Annotated in this window: 19 protein-coding genes; 7 read left to right on the top strand and 12 right to left on the bottom strand. The window is 51.9% G+C overall.

Translation table 11 applies throughout. The features are described from left to right. From H6G89_RS15705 to H6G89_RS15660, 10 genes are all read right to left on the bottom strand, one after another. The gene (locus tag H6G89_RS15705) at positions 1 to 309 is read right to left on the bottom strand and encodes a hypothetical protein (protein ID WP_190507944.1); all 309 of its coding nucleotides are present in this window, start codon (positions 307 to 309) and stop codon (positions 1 to 3) included. Further along, positions 294 to 854 carry an IS200/IS605 family transposase gene (gene tnpA, locus H6G89_RS15700; RefSeq protein ID WP_242059956.1) on the bottom strand — a complete coding sequence of 187 codons (561 nt, stop codon included), beginning with the start codon at positions 852 to 854 and terminating at the stop codon, positions 294 to 296. Before tnpA ends, H6G89_RS15705 begins: the two co-directional genes overlap by 16 nt. 210 nt (positions 855 to 1,064) lie before the next feature. Continuing rightward, on the bottom strand, positions 1,065 to 1,325 hold the full coding sequence (locus H6G89_RS15695; protein ID WP_190507942.1) for a hypothetical protein: 261 nt from the start codon (positions 1,323 to 1,325) through the stop codon (positions 1,065 to 1,067). Positions 1,326 to 1,334: 9 nt separating this feature from the next. Next, a complete protein-coding gene (locus tag H6G89_RS15690; RefSeq protein ID WP_190507940.1) occupies positions 1,335 to 1,535 on the bottom strand; it encodes a DUF2283 domain-containing protein in 201 nt (66 codons plus the stop codon). A 22-nt stretch (positions 1,536 to 1,557) separates the two neighbouring features. Beyond that, positions 1,558 to 1,785: a hypothetical protein gene (locus H6G89_RS15685; protein WP_190507937.1), complete on the bottom strand. Its 228-nt coding sequence runs from the start codon at positions 1,783 to 1,785 to the stop codon at positions 1,558 to 1,560. A gap of 8 nt (positions 1,786 to 1,793) precedes the next feature. Next, a complete protein-coding gene (locus H6G89_RS15680) occupies positions 1,794 to 2,000 on the bottom strand; it encodes a DUF2283 domain-containing protein (RefSeq protein ID WP_190507935.1) in 207 nt (68 codons plus the stop codon). Beyond that, complete coding sequence (locus H6G89_RS15675; RefSeq protein WP_190507933.1) at positions 1,988 to 2,314, bottom strand: DUF4258 domain-containing protein; 327 nt, start codon at positions 2,312 to 2,314, stop codon at positions 1,988 to 1,990. Before H6G89_RS15675 ends, H6G89_RS15680 begins: the two co-directional genes overlap by 13 nt. Further along, a complete protein-coding gene (locus H6G89_RS15670) occupies positions 2,304 to 5,417 on the bottom strand; it encodes a tetratricopeptide repeat protein (RefSeq protein ID WP_190507928.1) in 3,114 nt (1,037 codons plus the stop codon). The genes H6G89_RS15675 and H6G89_RS15670 overlap by 11 nt, the downstream gene beginning before the upstream one ends. 217 nt (positions 5,418 to 5,634) lie before the next feature. Further along, complete coding sequence (locus tag H6G89_RS15665; protein WP_190507926.1) at positions 5,635 to 7,656, bottom strand: hypothetical protein; 2,022 nt, start codon at positions 7,654 to 7,656, stop codon at positions 5,635 to 5,637. Positions 7,657 to 7,716: 60 nt separating this feature from the next. Then, positions 7,717 to 8,571, bottom strand: coding sequence for a methyltransferase domain-containing protein (locus H6G89_RS15660; RefSeq protein ID WP_190507924.1), 855 nt, complete (start codon positions 8,569 to 8,571; stop codon positions 7,717 to 7,719). A 734-nt stretch (positions 8,572 to 9,305) separates the two neighbouring features. On the opposite strand from H6G89_RS15660, the gene H6G89_RS15655 reads away from it, so the two are divergent. After that, positions 9,306 to 10,550, top strand: coding sequence for an anhydro-N-acetylmuramic acid kinase (locus H6G89_RS15655; RefSeq protein WP_190507922.1), 1,245 nt, complete (start codon positions 9,306 to 9,308; stop codon positions 10,548 to 10,550). Positions 10,551 to 10,554: 4 nt separating this feature from the next. Continuing rightward, a complete protein-coding gene (locus H6G89_RS15650) occupies positions 10,555 to 11,001 on the top strand; it encodes a hypothetical protein (protein WP_190507920.1) in 447 nt (148 codons plus the stop codon). 193 nt (positions 11,002 to 11,194) lie between these two features. On the opposite strand, the gene H6G89_RS15645 is transcribed toward H6G89_RS15650, so the two are convergent. Continuing rightward, positions 11,195 to 11,944, bottom strand: a complete 750-nt coding sequence (locus H6G89_RS15645) for a hypothetical protein (protein ID WP_190507918.1) — start codon at positions 11,942 to 11,944, stop codon at positions 11,195 to 11,197. A 214-nt stretch (positions 11,945 to 12,158) separates the two neighbouring features. Between H6G89_RS15645 and H6G89_RS15640 the strand changes: the two genes are divergently transcribed. From H6G89_RS15640 to H6G89_RS15630, 3 genes are all read left to right on the top strand, one after another. Beyond that, positions 12,159 to 12,356, top strand: a complete 198-nt coding sequence (locus tag H6G89_RS15640; RefSeq protein ID WP_190507916.1) for a DUF4089 domain-containing protein — start codon at positions 12,159 to 12,161, stop codon at positions 12,354 to 12,356. Next, complete coding sequence (locus H6G89_RS15635; RefSeq protein WP_190507914.1) at positions 12,353 to 13,765, top strand: AtzE family amidohydrolase; 1,413 nt, start codon at positions 12,353 to 12,355, stop codon at positions 13,763 to 13,765. The genes H6G89_RS15640 and H6G89_RS15635 overlap by 4 nt, the downstream gene beginning before the upstream one ends. A 231-nt stretch (positions 13,766 to 13,996) precedes the next feature. Next, positions 13,997 to 14,269 (top strand): GlsB/YeaQ/YmgE family stress response membrane protein, encoded by a 273-nt coding sequence (locus H6G89_RS15630; protein WP_190507912.1) that lies wholly within the window; start codon positions 13,997 to 13,999, stop codon positions 14,267 to 14,269. Positions 14,270 to 14,281: 12 nt separating this feature from the next. On the opposite strand, the gene H6G89_RS15625 is transcribed toward H6G89_RS15630, so the two are convergent. Next, complete coding sequence (locus H6G89_RS15625) at positions 14,282 to 14,542, bottom strand: hypothetical protein (protein WP_190507911.1); 261 nt, start codon at positions 14,540 to 14,542, stop codon at positions 14,282 to 14,284. Between the two features lie 137 nt (positions 14,543 to 14,679). Here H6G89_RS15625 and H6G89_RS15620 point away from each other — a divergent pair, with 137 nt between their 5' ends. Beyond that, the gene (locus tag H6G89_RS15620) at positions 14,680 to 15,111 is read left to right on the top strand and encodes a RidA family protein (protein WP_199336737.1); all 432 of its coding nucleotides are present in this window, start codon (positions 14,680 to 14,682) and stop codon (positions 15,109 to 15,111) included. After that, a complete protein-coding gene (locus tag H6G89_RS15615) occupies positions 15,108 to 16,280 on the top strand; it encodes an NAD(P)/FAD-dependent oxidoreductase (protein WP_190507910.1) in 1,173 nt (390 codons plus the stop codon). The genes H6G89_RS15620 and H6G89_RS15615 overlap by 4 nt, the downstream gene beginning before the upstream one ends. Positions 16,281 to 16,328 lie beyond the last annotated feature (48 nt).

The following is a 16,328-nucleotide window of genomic DNA, read 5'->3' as shown; positions in this document are numbered from 1 at the left end:
CTACGCTAGCTCTTTTCGTGGGGCGAGGGCAACCGAGCGATCGGTGTCTCGTGCAACACCTGATGCTTGGAAGAATTTTCTAACCTGGCGAATGAATTCGCAGCTATTAGGGCAAAGTCCGCCGTCGCGGACTAGGGAATTGAGGGTTTGTCGAACCGACGCAGGTCGGTTTTGTTCCTGTAGCAAGAATTTTCCAACCTGGCGCATGAATTCGCTGGCTATGCTGATGAACTGGCGACTAAAGTCGCGGCTATCAGGGCGAAGTCCGCCGTCGCGGACTAAGAGAATTGAGGTTAAGGAAGTTCCCACGATAAAACGTGCGTTTGTTTGTGGTGATGATCTGCCTGATGTTGAATGTAGGTAGCAACAGAGTTCAAATCTTGTGAATTAACCGTCAATGCCGCGTAGCCTCCCTGCCATTTGAAAAAGGTATTTGGCTTGATTTGATATGCAACGCTGTGGGATGAACTGCCTTTGATTTGTTGAACGAGAGAGGCGATCGCCACAGTTGCAGGAAACCCAACCAGCAGATGCACATGATCCTCAATGCCACCGATCGCAATCACATGACATCCCATCTGCTGACACTCGTAGACCATCACGTTGTAGAGAGGCTCCTGAATATCGAGTGTAATCAGGGGCGATCGATCCCACGTTGCCCAAACGAGATGCACGTACAACTGCGTAAAATTTTGCCTCATGCTTCTATTCTTCCCAGTCCGCGCAGGCGGACTTCGTTCGGGTAGCCGCGAATTTATTCGCCAGGCAATCACAACAAATTTGGTGCGGTTGCAACGACATCTCCATCGACCAGTCCGCGCAGGCGGACTTCGTTCGGGTAGCCGCGAATTCATTCGCCGGGTAGTAGCCCAATTTTGATTGGCAGGCGGTTAAAACCGCGCCTACAGAGGCAAAGTCCGCCTTCGCGGACTACGAACCCTCCTCTGCCTCAATTTGTTGCATCAGCGTCTCACACTCCGCCTTGAGGGGAATGCCCAACTCCCTCGTCAACGCCTAATGCTGGAAATCATGTCCTTCAACTTCTCTGTCAGCCTTGTGCCTTTCTAATCTTCGTCATCTGGTTCATCAGGAAGCATCAGAATTTCATCTTCTATCGATTCCGGAAGGTTCTCAGTATGGACATGAAGGTGAGTAACCGAGCCTACGAGTTCAGCCAGAATGTCGCCTTTTTGATCATCAGTTAATGTGGCTAGCTTTAATTGACTCAGCAGGAAGACCACTTTCTCGCATTCTTCTCCTAGCTCTGTCAAAAGCGTTGACAATGTTGAATTGACCTGTAAGGGCTGTTGAATATTGGAACTCATATTCTTCAACTACGTGGTGATCGTTAAATTGAGATTTTGAGGATTCACTAATTGACGTTTAGAAGCGTTGAGAAATTCAATGCTGACGGGTTCATCGGCTTCGTTATAGCTGATAATCACGCCTCCAGGCTCAGAAATCGCATTCACCGGAAACGTATTGCGGAAGATAAAAATAAGAATGTCTGCTTCTGCATCGTATTTAACGTTCATCCGATTCCTCCTGCCAATATCGTTATTGAGCAGAACCCAGCTGTCCCAGTTCGACGCTGACGGCATCAAAACGGCTATCTCCCGGATGGTATGACAAGATTTCTACACCAATCGGTTCTCCAGTTCTTGAGTCCTTAATCAGGATAACTCCATCCCCCAACTCAGTACTGATTTGCTCTTTGCCGGGACCTTGCCAGAATACAGTCAGTAATTCCGTCTCTGGTTCATAGAAAACTTTTACTTGCGCCATAAAGTCGGTTAAACCTTTAGCAACTCAACGTATAAATTTTCCGCATTGATAGGTGTGTAGTTCAGCCGCTCAAACCCGATGACTTTCCCAGCATGATTTTTGATGAGAATAACTTCTTCTTCAGTTTCCTCTGCGACATGCTCTTGAGTGGGATCGTCAAACCACACCGTTAGAGTTTTACCAACTGCGTCGTAATAAATTTTTAGGCTGTCCATAGGGATGCTCCAATTTTGATGCGGTTAGTGCGATAGGTAGTAATGATAAATCCATCTCCATTCAGGTGCCGAGCAACGACACAGATGAAGTAGGGTGGATCAGGCTTGTAGTAAAGGTATACATCGGGATCACTCTGGCTCTGCCGAATTTCTGAAGGCTCTCGCAAGGTTTGTTGGACAGCCTCTTCTTGCCCTGCCATAGTGGGATGCTTGAAGGTGATTATCTTCTCCCAGTATGCGGGAGTAGTGCGAATGCAGACCCCCAATGGGGTGACAACTTCAAAATAGGGAGACTCGCAATCTTCAGGAGGCATCCCCACCCCCTAAGGACTGCATCAGCGTCTCACACTCTGCCTTGAGGGGAATGCTCAACTCCGTCGCCAACGCCAACGCCTGCTGACAAAACTCTCGCGCCACCTCGATCTTACCCAACGCCTGATGCACCTCTGCTAAATTCTTGAGAGATTCAGCTTCTCCCTCTCGACCACCAATTTCTCGAAAAATCTCCAATGCCGCTCGGTTGTTGGCTAACGATTCTGAATGCTGCTCTAGCTTTAGTTGTGCCGCTCCCATATTGACGAGAGCAGTCCCTTCACCCAGGCGATTACCAATCTCCCATGCAATGGTCAGATATTGCTGATGGTAGTCAATCGCCCGCTCATAGTTTCCCAGACCGTAGTACGCAAGCCCTAGATTACCCAGAGCATTGCCTTCACCCCGGCGATCGCCAATCTCCCGCGCAATGGTCAGGGATTGCTGATAGAGGTCAATCGCCCGCTCATAGTTTCCCAGACCGTGGTACGCAAGTCCCAGATTGCTCAGGCTCATACCTTCCCATTGGCGATCGCCAATCTCCCGACTAATAGCCAAGGCTTGCTGATGGAAGTCGATCGCCCGCTCATAGTTTCCCAGACTGTAGTACGCAAGCCCCAGATTGCCCAGAGCTTTGCTTTCACCAGCGCGATCGCCAATCTCTCGCAAAATGGTTAGACATTGCTGATGGAAGTCGATCGCCCGCTCATAGTTTCCCAGACTGTAGTACGCAAGCCCCAGATTGCCCAGAGCATTGCCTTCACTCTGGCGATCGCCAATCTCCCATGCAATGGTCAGATATTGCTGATGGTAGTCGATCGCCCGCTCATAGTCTCCCAGACTGTGGTACGCATTCCCCAGATTGCCCAGAGCATTGCCTTCACTCTGGCGATCGCTAATCTCCCGCGCAATGGTCAGGTGTTGCTGATGGAAATCGATTGCCCGTTCGTACTGCCCCAGATTGTAGTACGCACCCCCCAGATTGCCTAAGGCTTTTGCTTCGCTGCTTCTATCACCATTACTCCGCGCTAGTTTCAAGCTTTGTTGATGGTACTGAGCGGCGGAAGAATAGTTACCAAGTCCAGAGTACGCAAGTCCAAATCCTCGAGACCAGAGGATATCCCGGTCAGGCAAAGTTTTTCCAACTACCTTCTCATAAAGTCGAATTTCTTCTTTGTAGTATCCCCAGGTTTCTAGCTGCCAGTGGAGTGGTTCTTGTGTAGGCGAGTCGATCTGAATATCTAGAACCGAACAAGCCGTATCCCAATCGGCAATCTCACAATAATGGTCAAATGCCTCCAGGTAACCGCGCACCGTTTCCAAGTTTGGGGCATCAGGGGCAGGAGTGTAAGCCGTCAGCCAGAGGTGAGCCGCTTGACGTTCCGCTGCTTCCCAGATGGCAGTGTCAGTTTTGAGTTGAGCCAGAGCAATCTCCCGAATCAGGTTGTGTTGTTGCACCCACAATTCGCCGTTAATCAGGTCAGTGTCTTCTACCAGGTTGCGCGATTTGAGCACCGTGAGCGCAGTGCTGCTCTCTGAGTCAGGGATGTTAGGCAACATCGCGGGATAAAAGCTTTCTGGCACCGCACGTCGAAACACCGCACCCCGTTGCAACATTTGCCGAGGCAGGTCGGGCAGTTGCTCCAGGGTTTGTCTCACCCACTGCCGCGCCCGCTCTTCCTGGCTCTGGTGCAGCTTTAACCGGGTTTGGGTTTGGCGTTGTTGATAATAGTCGCGCCAATATTTGTCTATATTGCCGTTAAAGGGACGCTTTTGAATATCCCCGGCAATCATTTTGAGGATCAGGGGATGCCCATCAAAGTAGTCGGCGATCGCACAGAGATGATCGCTATCAACGTCAGTTTGTGGGGTCACGCCATAGTGCCGAAACAGGTCGATGCGCTGCGATTTGTCCAGACCGCGCAGGGCGTATTCCTGCCAGAGGTTGTCGAGGCGAAAGGCGCGATCGCCCCAGTCTGTCGGCAATGCCTGAGAGGTGAGAATGAGGCGGGACGCAGAGGTGCGAGTAAGAAATTGCTCCAGGAAGTCTAACCAGGTGGCATCCGCAAAATGAAATTCCCCCTGGTCGTTTTGGCAGAGCAGATATTCCAGGGAGTCGAGTTGCAGCCAGCAGGGTTGCTGCTCCAGGTTTTTGAGCAGATGGGGCAACAGTTGCTCGTCGGGCAATTGTTGGGCGGTGTCGTCTCCCAGTTTTGCCAAAATCGCCAGCGCACCCCTGGTGAAGTCGCTGGAGGATACGCCGCGATCGAGAATCACCTGACTGTAGCGGGTGGAGGGTTGAACAAAATTAACCGCTAACCGTTCGGCAAGGGCAGTTTTGCCGATTCCAGTCATGCCGTGAATCAACACCAGACGGCAACCGTTTTGCAGAATTTGGGTGAGATGGGCGATTTCAGCGTCGCGTCCGGTAAAGGTGGTGGGATTGTAGGTGGAGAAAATTGGATTGGCAGGGACGCGATTAATTGGATTGGCAGGGACGCGATTAATCGCGTCCGTACCTGCGCCGTGAAAATTGATCGCGTCCGTACCGATGGGATGGGCGATCGCGTCCGTACGTGTATTGGTAGCAGAAGGGGAAACGGTGGGTGAATCAGGCGTTTCCCCCAGAGGCTTTTTTGCTTGAAGGGACTCCACCGCACGACGAATCCCTTTGACGACATCCAGAAAGGCTTCGTCCTGGTCATCCCATTTCGTGACAGGTTTGGCATCTTTGGGTACGACCTGCAATTTGCTGAAGAGGCTATCCTGCCAGTCGCAGGGTTTGAGAATGATGGGGATCACTCGTGCGGTGCCTGCGTCGTGGCGTTGAATTGCCCGTTGCATCTCTTTGTCGTAGCAATAGTCTGAAGCCAGAAAACGGGGAGTGATTAACAGCAAAATCACTTCAGCGGCTTCGAGTTGCTGTTTGATCTCGGCGTCCCATTCGGCTCCCGCTTCGATGTCACGGTCTTGCCATGCGCGAATCTTGCCCTGACGCTTCAGGTTTGCCAAATGCACAACAAGTTCATCTTTCAGGTTTTCATCTTTGTGGGAGTAGGAGATGAAGACGCTGAGGGGTTCAGGGTTAGGGGAATTGGGAGTCATGGAAAAGGGCAGAAAGAGTTTGCAGAGACGCGATTAATCGCGTCTGTACGAGGAGGATGATCTCTCAGGAGATTAATTATCTTGGCAGGAATATATTCGCCAGTATAGTGGGTTGCCATTCAATCCCCGGCTTCCTTTAAGGAATGACAGAGATTTCTGCTCTCACCCAAAGAAGCCCGGAGTCTAGAGGTTCAAGCCAGAAGCCGTTCTGCCGCCGTTAGCGAACCAGACGATCGCCCCCGACTGTGGTTTCAAAGCGGTGTCCACCCGTGTTGACGCGCAAGGTGCCCTGTTTCCAGCCCAGTGAAATGAGGTCTCCTTCGGTTGGACGATACAGGTCATAGTGAGATGCCCAATCGTAGCGATCGCCATTGCGAGTCACGGTAGGCAAGTCATTTTCCCGGTTGTAGGTTAGCTCTAATGTTTCCCTAGTGCTGTTGGTGTAAGTCACGTTTCCTTGATTGAGGGCACTCAAATTGAGGCGACTGCGGTTTTTAATCGATCGCTTAAAGTCGGCATAACTGCGATGAGATTGAGGTTCTCCCACTTCTAAGACAAACCCGGCATAGCCATTGCCCTGTGCTCTAGATTTCAACCCCTGCTCGTTGGGATAGTCTTCCTGCTGGTCTTCATTGGGTTCGACCGATTGATAGGGCTGAAGGTTAATCGGATGCAGGGCTAACCAGGTGTCCTCCAGTTGAAAGAACCAGATATCACTGTCAATTTCGGTCTGAGCCGTTTTGGGAAGTTGAAAGGCAAAGGGTTGACCCACCGCAGGGCTGAGCCAGATCAGGGAGTTGCGGAATTGCCCAATCTGATCGCCTTCGCGTTTGCCAGACTCAACCCACTCATCGCCAGTATTGACCACAAAGCAATCAACACCGCGATCGCTGTTGTCTGCCATGAGCCTGAATGAACCAACATCCCCATCAGCAAAGGAGGAGACGACGCTGCCCATCTGGTAGGTATGCCCCAAAAACAGTGTCTCCCAATAAACGGGGGCATCCTCACCGCCGGGTTTCCAGTTCTCGTAGGTGGGTTTGGTATTGATCAATTCCACCGGGCGATCGAACTGTTTATGAGCTAACGCCATGACTGCCAGTGGCGGACGATAGGCACTGGTGATGGCATGAATGATGTCTCGTTCTGGCGATTCGTTGGGGGCAGGCGTGTCACCAAAATAAATCCAGAAGAAACGGGCGGCGTCTGCTTGCAGCACTACATTTCCGCCACCATCATCTCGTTTGCTGGGTGCGCCCCAACCGCCGTGATAATACTTCAATGCAGCGGAAGCCGAGAGCCAATCGAGAGCCGCTTTACCCAGGCGTTTTACCTCTGGATCTTTGGCAAAGTCATAGAGATTGAGATACGCCGCAAAGGTATGTCCATGATAGGTTTCTGAATCCCACTCGCCCATGCCGATGTTGTAGAGTGCCCAGACATAGCGTTGTAGCTTTTCTTTGTAGCGATCGCGTGTGGCTTCATTGCCCGTTTCTTCTGCCATTAGATAAACGGCGACCTCTCGCATGGCTCGCAGGTTGTCTGTGTTGCGGCGATCGACCCAATAGCCCCGTCGTTGCACGGTCCACTCGTTGCCTTCGCCACTACCCTCGCCATAGAGCGGGTGGGGACGAGTAGTGGGGTCTTCGGCTGTCCAGCGTTTTGCCCCTGCAAACATGCGTTCCCGGTAATCGGGATCGAGCCACTGCCCAAAGAAGAAATATTTGCGAATTTGTCCCTTCAGCGTAAAGGAGAAGTAGTAGTCAATTCCTTCGGTGTGTTCGTGCTCCTCTCCCTGGTTGTCCTCACTTTGCAAAAATTCCAACGCCTGTTCGCGGTTCCCTGCTAAAAAGTCATACATCGCAAAGGGATACGATCGCTTCTCGTTCTCTCCGTGTGTATTGCCGTAGCCCCGGTTAGCAAAGTGTTGAATGACTTGATTTGCCCGTTGCCAGAAGCCCTCCTCCAATTCAGGAGTCCACTCGTTGCGCAGGGCAGGGTCGATGGGCAATGGCTCCACCCGAATCAAACCCGCTGGATCGGTGAAGATGCCCGCTTGCCCACCCGTCGAATCAACAGCGGCGATCGCCTGGTTTGGGGTATCGCTCTGTTGGACTTCCGGTGTTGGACGGGCAGACGAGGTGGGAAAGGGAGGCCCGCTTGCCAAATTGCATCCGACAACGGCAACCATCATCAAAACTGCGAGGAGCAGATAGCGCAGGGATGGGAATTGGGGCATCGTCCTGGTGTGGCTAAACTGCCCCTATCTTGGCTCAAGGGATAAGCCTCTGCCCAGAGGCTAGTCTGGTTTGATGCCGCTCAACACCCCAAAGCGAATTAAACCCCGTTGATAGCCCCGTTGCATCAAGCCCAGAGACAGTGCCGCTTGAATCGTCGTCCAACCCGATTGCAGCAAACCAAATATTGCTCTTGGAGTAATGGCAGAGTCGATCACAACATTCCAGAAGGGGGCGACAGCCGTTGACCAGTCATCGGTGCGAATGTTTTGCAGCGACAGTTGGTGGGCGATCGCCTCATACTCTGGCAGCGAAATGACGTAGGGCAGGCAGTAGACCCGATAAATGTCAGCCAGATGTTGCTGCTCATCGGCAGTGAGTGGTGCGGCCGGAGGCGTTGTCGGGCGATGACACCAGGTTGCTATTAACAGCAGCCCTCCAGGCTTCAAGACGCGATCGCACTCCGCTAAAAACTTCACTTTATCGGGCATGTGTTCGCCACTCTCCAGCGACCAAATCAGGTCAAAGGACTGATCTGGAAAGGGCATCTCCAGCGCATCTGCCACTTGAAATCGGGTACGTTGGCTCAATCCGGCAGCTTGTGCCCGTTCCGTGGCGCGTTGGGCTTGCACCGGGCTGAGGGTGATGCCCGTGACATCGGCGTTGAACCGATCAGCTAAATAAAGGGAACTGCCCCCAATGCCACAGCCCACATCGAGAATGCGGCTTGCCTGTTGCACTCCACCCCATGCCAGCAATTCCTCAATCAGGTCGATCTGCGCCTGTCGTCGCTCTTTGCGATCGCGCCCATCAACTCCGTAATATCCGTGGTGCATATGCTCACCCCAGATCTGTTCCCATAGCCCGGATGAGGCATCGTAAAAGTCGCGGATCTGTTGCTGTAGGGTTGATGTCATGCGGTTAAAAAAGACTGCGATACGTCATCTTTGAGTTTACCGGGGAGTGGGAGGGTGGAGGAGTCGGAAAGCTCCCCTGGAATCCGGGTTTGACCCATTGCCATTGTCCTAAGGATCGTGAATTAAATAACCTGAAAAACGGCAACCCCCTGTACGGGCGCGGCATTCGGCAGAGGGTTCTGAAACGATGGCAAAGGCTTTTGACCGAATGCCACCCCCCTACGCCAGGAATTACACCTCAATAAATTCGCGATCCTAAGGGGATTTCCAGGAAACAAAATACCTGTAAGGGCGTTTCGCGAAACGCCCCTACCAAAAAAACGACGGGTAGATTCTTTCTCAGAAATCTTCCAGGACTTACGCAGTTAGATCCCCCAAACCCCCTTAGAAGGGGGCTTCCGGAATTCCCCCTTTTTAAGGGGGGCTAGGGGGGATCGAAGTTTTAGGCCTCAAGTGCGTAAGTCCTATCTCCTAAGCTTGCTGGCTAAATAACGTCAATTCGGGTTAAACACCTGGCGAATCAATTCGTGGCTATGGGAGCGAAGTCCGCCTGCACGGACTACAGAAGGTCAAGGTTTGCCGAACTGATGCAGGTCGGTTTTGCGCTTGTAGCGCGGTTTTAACCGCCAAGATCCTTATCCCAAACTCAGGTTAAATATCTAACCCTTTTACTCTCTACTGAATGAACCCTTTCTCCTTTAGCATGGGATCTCAGTTCCTCACATTTCTTGCCCATGTTAGTCATCGGTTTAATTAGTGGTACGTCGGTAGATGGGATTGATGCTGCTCTGGTCAGGCTCTCTGGCACAACGACCGATCTGCGCGTGGAGTTGGTGGCGGGTGCAACCTATCCCTATCCGCCAGAGTTGCGATCGCGCATTGTGTCCGTGATTGCCGACGGATCCCTCTCCATGGCAGAGTTTGCTGCGCTGGATGATGCGATCGCAGAACAATTCGCTCAAGCTGCGATCGCCATTCAGCAAGGGCACCCAACCGCTGAACTGATCGGCTCTCATGGGCAAACGGTCTATCATCGACCTCCCGCGACAAGCCGCTATGCCGATAACGTGGTGGAGACGCTGGGCTACAGCCTGCAACTGGGACGGGGAGAGGCGATCGCCCATCGCACCGGGATCACCACCGTCAGCAATTTTCGGGTGGCTGACATTGCTGCTGGTGGGCAGGGTGCTCCACTGGTGTCTGCGCTAGATAAGTGGGTGTTAGGACATGACACGCTCGATCGGTGTGTGCAAAATATCGGCGGTATCGGCAACGTCACTTACTTGCCTGCCCGCAATGCACCCCAGTCGGCTGTTCAAACTCCCTCAATCCTGGGTTGGGACACCGGACCGGGAAACACGCTATTGGATCTGGCAGTGCAACATCTCTCCAACGGAGCGCAGACCTACGATCAGGATGGAGCCTGGGCAGCCAGCGGCATCCCCTGTCAACCGCTCGTGCAGCAATGGTTGCAGCAAGACTTCTTCCAAATACCACCTCCTAAATCGACAGGACGAGAACTGTTTAGCCTCGATTACTTCCATCAATGCCTGCGTGATGCAGCGAGTTACAACCTTTCTCCGGCGGATATTCTGGCAACTCTGACGGAGTTAACAGCGGCTTCAATTGCTCAAAGCTATTATCAATTTTTGCCGAAGTTGCCCGATCAGGTCTTGATTTGTGGGGGCGGCAGTCATAATCTCTATTTGAAACAGCGAATACAAGCTAATCTGGAGTTAATTCCTGTCTGCACAACCGATGATGTGGGCTTGAATGCAGACTTTAAAGAAGCGATCGCCTTTGCAGTGTTGGCATATTGGCGGATGCAGGACATTCCCGGTAATCTCCCGGAGGTGACTGGGGCAAAGAAAGCGGTAACTCTAGGGGAAATTCACCTGGTGCAACAAAGCCTGCGTGGTAACATGAATTGCCATTCAGGACAGCACGAACACCACCCAGGACAAACGTACGAGGATTAGTACTGTGTCTCACACTTTTTTGCTGGAAGCAGGACGTTGGACACTTCAAGGAAGCTGGCTCGACCGGGATGCAATGCCAATTGCGGTCAAAGGGGCAATTTTAATTGCCTGGAGTCGTGACAATTGGTACACCATGGTGACAAAGCTGATGTTTCCTGGCACCGAGCGGGAAGAAATTGCCTTCCAATATCGGGGTCGCTTTAATGGAGGCGAACGACAATATACCTTTGTGCTGCAACATAGCCAACTGGGGCGGGTGGAAGGCGAAGGCTGGATTGCTCCCGAATCTATTGTGCAACGCTACTGGGTACTGGGCGATCGCCAACGTCGAAGTGGCTTTGAAACTCTGCACCAGTTGGGTGAGAACAAATATTGCCTGTCCAGCAGTGTGATGTCAGGGCACTATCTCAGCAGCACCATGGAAGCCCTGGTGGAACGCCAGGCAGACTAGGGACAACCCATTCTGGATTTTAGATCTCGGATTTTAGATTGAAGTCAGAATCCAAAATCTAAAATCCGTCATCTATAGCCATAGCCACATTCGATGCGGCGGAGGCGAGTCAGGCAGCCTCCCCAGAATTAGGGCTTGAGCCGTTGCCGTTGTCTTAAGCTTTCTGACCAAAGCTATAAAATATTGCAATCGCTCAGGTTCCGCTAGCCTCCTGAGGATTGGTTGTTTCCCCTGCAAAAAAGATCGTCAAACGATACGAGAGAGAATGGTTCCACAAATCAATAAAGTCTCGCACATGATACGGTAAGACTTTTTCATTCGTTGCAAGGTTGATATCATCCGTGTCATAAAAGTGAAATCGTTCTAGAGGTTCCTGTTTTGAGGGTTCCAGAATATTTGCTTTGTAATTGCCCTGCTCATCTAAGTCTGAAAAGCAATAAACCTGATAATAATTGCCACCCGAAATCTCTCGATATTGCAGCAAAGCATAGACATCAACTGGAGGGGCAGGTAGGTTTAAAGGCAGTGCTAATCGCTGTTGAAACGGCAGTAATGGATGACGCATACTGCTGCGAATACCGTAGTAACCAACCTTATCAACCTGGAGTGGATATTTGCGAAATCGGGGTTGGATAAACGTTCGCATGAAGGTAGGAATATCCATATTCTCTTCGGTGTAAGCTCCGATCACACAAACTTGGAGATCGTATGCCGGAACATTTCCTAAGTTATAAAGTTCTAACTTGACATTATTTGCCTGAAAATCAGGCTTCATATCGCAGTGAATATGAGGAACAGTTGATAGTCTTAACTGTTTTTCAATGAGGTTTCTATACAGGTTATTTTCTTGACGCAGTTCCTTCAAGATGTTGTAAGTGAACCAGGCATAAAACCCGGTTGTCACTAACAAAATAATGCTGGCTATTAGCAGAAATGATTCCATTTCAAAATCCAAATTGTATGGGACGAAATTATCAGTGTTTCAATTTTAGGACGATTAGCTAATGCCTGCTTTAAGTAAAAAAGAACACGTTTTTACAAAAGTTTCAGTGCGAGATTGAGGAAATGTCCTGTGGAATGAAGCGATCGCCAATGCAGATTTGCAAAGAATGGATGCCATGACCCACTAGAATTTGGAGAAGACGTTTGAAAACGGTATGACAGAAAAGATCCTGAATTTTGAGAGCTACGTCGAACAAATGGCACTCGTGCTGGATTTGCCGATCGCTCCAGAGTATAAGCCCGGTGTTGTCGATAATGTCGCCCGAACTGCCGCGATCGCCCAACTCGTGCTCGATTTTCCGTTACCTGACGTTGAAGTTGCCCCTACCTTTCGCCCCGATTTTGAACCATGACGCTAGAGTTTGATCAAGCAGATGCCACCGCGATCGCCACGGCAGTTCGATCGGGTGAAGTCAGTGCTGAAAGTATTGTTCGCGCCTCTCTCGACCGAATTGCGACTGACGACAAAGCTCTTAACAGCTTTACTGATGTGTTGGCAGAGCAGGCGATCGCAGATGCGGTCAGGGTAGATGGGGCGATCGCCGCAGGGCAGGAGGTTGGTCCTCTGGCAGGAGTTCCCTTTGCGGTCAAAAACCTGTTTGATGTGGCAGGTTTGCCCACTCTGGCAGGCTCCAAGATCAATCGAGAACACCCCCCTGCAACCCAGGATGCAACTGTCGTGGCTGCCCTCAAACGGGCAGGGGCGGTGCTGGTGGGCGCACTCAACATGGATGAGTATGCCTACGGATTTGTGACGGAAAACAGCCACTACGGTCCCACGCACAACCCCCACGACTTGAGTCGCATTGCCGGAGGCTCCTCAGGGGGATCTGCCGCTGCGGTTGCTGGAGGGTTGGTGCCGCTCAGCTTGGGGTCAGATACCAACGGGTCAATTCGAGTGCCTGCTTCTCTCTGCGGCATTTTAGGGTTAAAGCCGACCTATGGGCGGTTGTCTCGTGCGGGGGTCTGCCTGTTTGTCGGCAGTTTAGATCACGTTGGCCCTTTTGCCCGATCAGTGCGCGATCTGGCATTGTCCTTTGATGTGATGCAGGGGGCTGATCCCCTTGATCCGATCTGCACAACTCGCTCTCCCGACTTCTGCTTGCCCCAACTCCATCAGGGCATTGAGGGACTCAGGATTGCGATCGCCGATGATTACTTTGCGAAAGGCGCACAACCAGAGGTATGGGCAGCCGTTGAAAAGGTGGCTCAAGCTCTGGGAGCAACGCAGCGAGTCACGCTGCCAGAAGCGCATCGAGCACGAGCCGCAGCCTATGTGATCACCACCTGTGAGGGGAGCAATCTGCACTTTGACAATCTCAAAGCCCGACCGCAGGATTTTGACCCTGCAACCCGCGATCGCTTTTTAGCGGGAGCTATGGTGCCGACGACCTGGTATTTGCAAGCGCAGCGGTTTCGTCGCTGGTTCCGCGATCGCGTCCGGGAAGTATTTCAAACGGTTGATTTGATTCTGGCACCGACAACGCCCTGTCCGTCTCCGTTGATTGGTCAACAAACGATTGTGATCGATGGGGTTGAAGTGCTCAATCGCCCAAACCTGGGGCTATTTACTCAACCGTTGTCCTTCATTGGCTTGCCGATTGTGTCTGTGCCGATTCAACAAGCGGGTGGCTTGCCCCTGGGAGTGCAGATTATCGCCGCTCCTTATAATGAGGCGTTGGTTTTGCGGGCAGCCCAGGTGTTGGAGGAAAAAGGTGTGATCTCTGCGCCTGTGGTTCGACCAAGAGAAGGTGGGGAATAGAGAGTGGAGGAGTAGAGGGGTAAGGTTATCGCTGATCACATCACCTGTGGCGATCGCCAAAACCATGACGACATTGAATTGGAGTCCTGCCGAGAGAGACGCGATTCATCGCGTCTGCTCTTCTAGCCCTGTATGCCTCTACTCCATTGGGTAGAGGCATCCTACTAAGTTGAAGTGGTAATGTGTACGCACAATCCAGCCAGTCGCTGGATCACCTTCCGGGAGGAGTGAATGGGCGGAGTTGTTGCTTGGATTTTATTAGGCTTTGTTGCAGGTGCGGTTGCGAAACTAATTTACCCCGGCAAGCAGGGGGGTGGCATTTGGGCAACGACTGGATTAGGCATTTTGGGCGCGATTTTGGGAGGCTACTTAGGAAAAGCCTTGCTCGGAATTGCGGTCGGTGGGACTGTTGGTGCTTTCACCATTCCCAGCATTGCCCTCGCGGTCATCGGTGCGATTACGCTGATCTTCTTCTGGGGCTTGCTGACTCGTCGCCCTGCTTAAACGGCTTTTGGGTTATTTCTTCTGCCAGGATTGCCAGGTAACAGCGATCGCGGCTCCGGCTCCGGCAACCAGACCCCCACTCATGCCTTCAACAACCTTAATGGTTGGGTCTTGTGTCAAGCATTCATTAGAAGGGGTTTCAGCCGTCAGACATTGTTGCATTTCAGCATGACTGGCTGTACCTCCAAGCACGACTCCAAGAATGCTACAAATTCCAACGAACAAGAACAAACGCTGGGAGTGATTATTGGCTGAAGGGTTTTTTCTACTCATATTTTTCTGTCCGGAGATAGATGTGAGTTTGCTTGGTCACACCCTTGATGATCCCGATTATTGTACCCAAGGTTTGTAACGAACTTGCCATTGTGAGCTGCCAAATTTGTTTAGTCTGGTAGGTCGGAGTAAGATTGGTGCCAGATGACAGCAGCAAAGAGAGTATGGAGCGCAAATTAGTTTCGACGGGCACCCCGTGGGAGGCGATCGCAGGCTATTCACGAGTGGTGCGGGTGGGTCCATTTGTCTATGTTTCAGGCACTACCGCTGCCGATACTAATGGGCAAATTCAACATCCTGGCGATGTGTACGGGCAGGCGACCTATATTTATCGCAAGATTGAGGCTTCTCTACAATCCGTTGGGGCGACGTTAAAGGATGTGGTGCGAACTCGCGTTTACCTCACCAACATGGATGAGTGGCAACAGAGCACTCGCGCACACCATGACTTTTTTAGCGAAATTCGTCCAGCCAATACGCTAGTAGAGGTGAGTCGTCTGGCGACAGCCGATATGTTAGTAGAAATTGAAGTGGATGCTGTGATTGCAAATGCAGGATTGAGCGAATGAAGACAGCCGATTGGATTGTGGTAGGAGGGGGTTTTGCCGGAGCAGCGTTAGGATATGAGTTAGCCAGGGCTGGGTTTTCGGTCGTGCTGCTAGAACAGCAGGCAGTGCCACAGAACGCGACACGCTATAGCTATGGCGGCATCGCCTACTGGTCAGCGACGACAGACCTGACGCGGCTAATCTGTCAGGAAGCCATGGAGTTATATCGCAACCTGTCTGCTGAGTTGGAGGCGGATATTCAGTTTCGAGAGTTAGACCTGGTGCTGACCATCGACTCGGATGCTGATCCAGCCGCGCTCGCAGCAGCATATGCAGGTTGTGCCATTCCCCCGGTGTTGATTTCGGCTGAAGCGGCTTGTGAACTGGAGCCATTGTTAGACCCTGGTGCGATCGCGGCTGCGCTGCATGGTCGCCATGGGCATGTAGAGCCAGAGTTGATCACCAAAGCCTATGTGCAGGGAATGCTGCGTTTGGGAGGTGCGATCGACACGGCTGAGGTAACGGGATTTATCAAAACAGGCGATCGTGTAACTGGGGTCGTCACCTCTGAGGGTTCCTATGCTGCTGCCAATGTTGTAGTGAGTGCGGGTGGTCTGAGTCGATCGCTGTTGCAAGCAGTCAACATCCCGGTGCGGTGTTGCTTTACCCAAGCCGAATTAGTGGAGACTCCACCACTGGAGATACAACTGCGAACCATTGTCATGGCAGCGGAGTTGAAGCGGTTTCAGCTAGAGGCGATCGCCGGGCAACCAGACATTGATTCGCTGTGGGACACACCTGGACACGAAATTGCTCCACCGATTTTGGATGCGGGAGCGATCCAGTTTTGCGATGGGCGTGTGCGAATGGGGCAGATTAGCCGTGTGTTGACCGACCCCTATGCCATAGCAGATGCAGCCCAAAGTGAGTTAGAGATTCGCACGCAAGTTGGGCGCATTCTGCCGAAGCTGCAACATGTGCCGGGAGCCTGGGGGCATTGTCTGGTCGCATTTACAGGGGATCATCTACCGCTGATTGGGGCACTACCCTCCGTTGAAGGGGTTCATATTTTTTCGGGATTTAGCAGCCCCTTTGCTGTCTTGCCACCGCTAGCCCGTCGTTATGCTCGCTTTCTGGCGGGACAGGCGGATGATATTATGGCTCAATTCTCACCGACTCGGTTTGCTTAAGGTTGTTCTTTAAGTCATGTTCCGAGGTAGGAGCGTGGGGGCTGTGTG

Source organism: Oscillatoria sp. FACHB-1407 (assembly GCF_014697545.1).
Taxonomy (GTDB): Bacteria; Cyanobacteriota; Cyanobacteriia; order Elainellales; family Elainellaceae; genus FACHB-1407.
The sequence above is the reverse complement of the archived record's forward strand: the minus strand, read 5'-3'. Positions and strand labels throughout refer to the sequence as shown.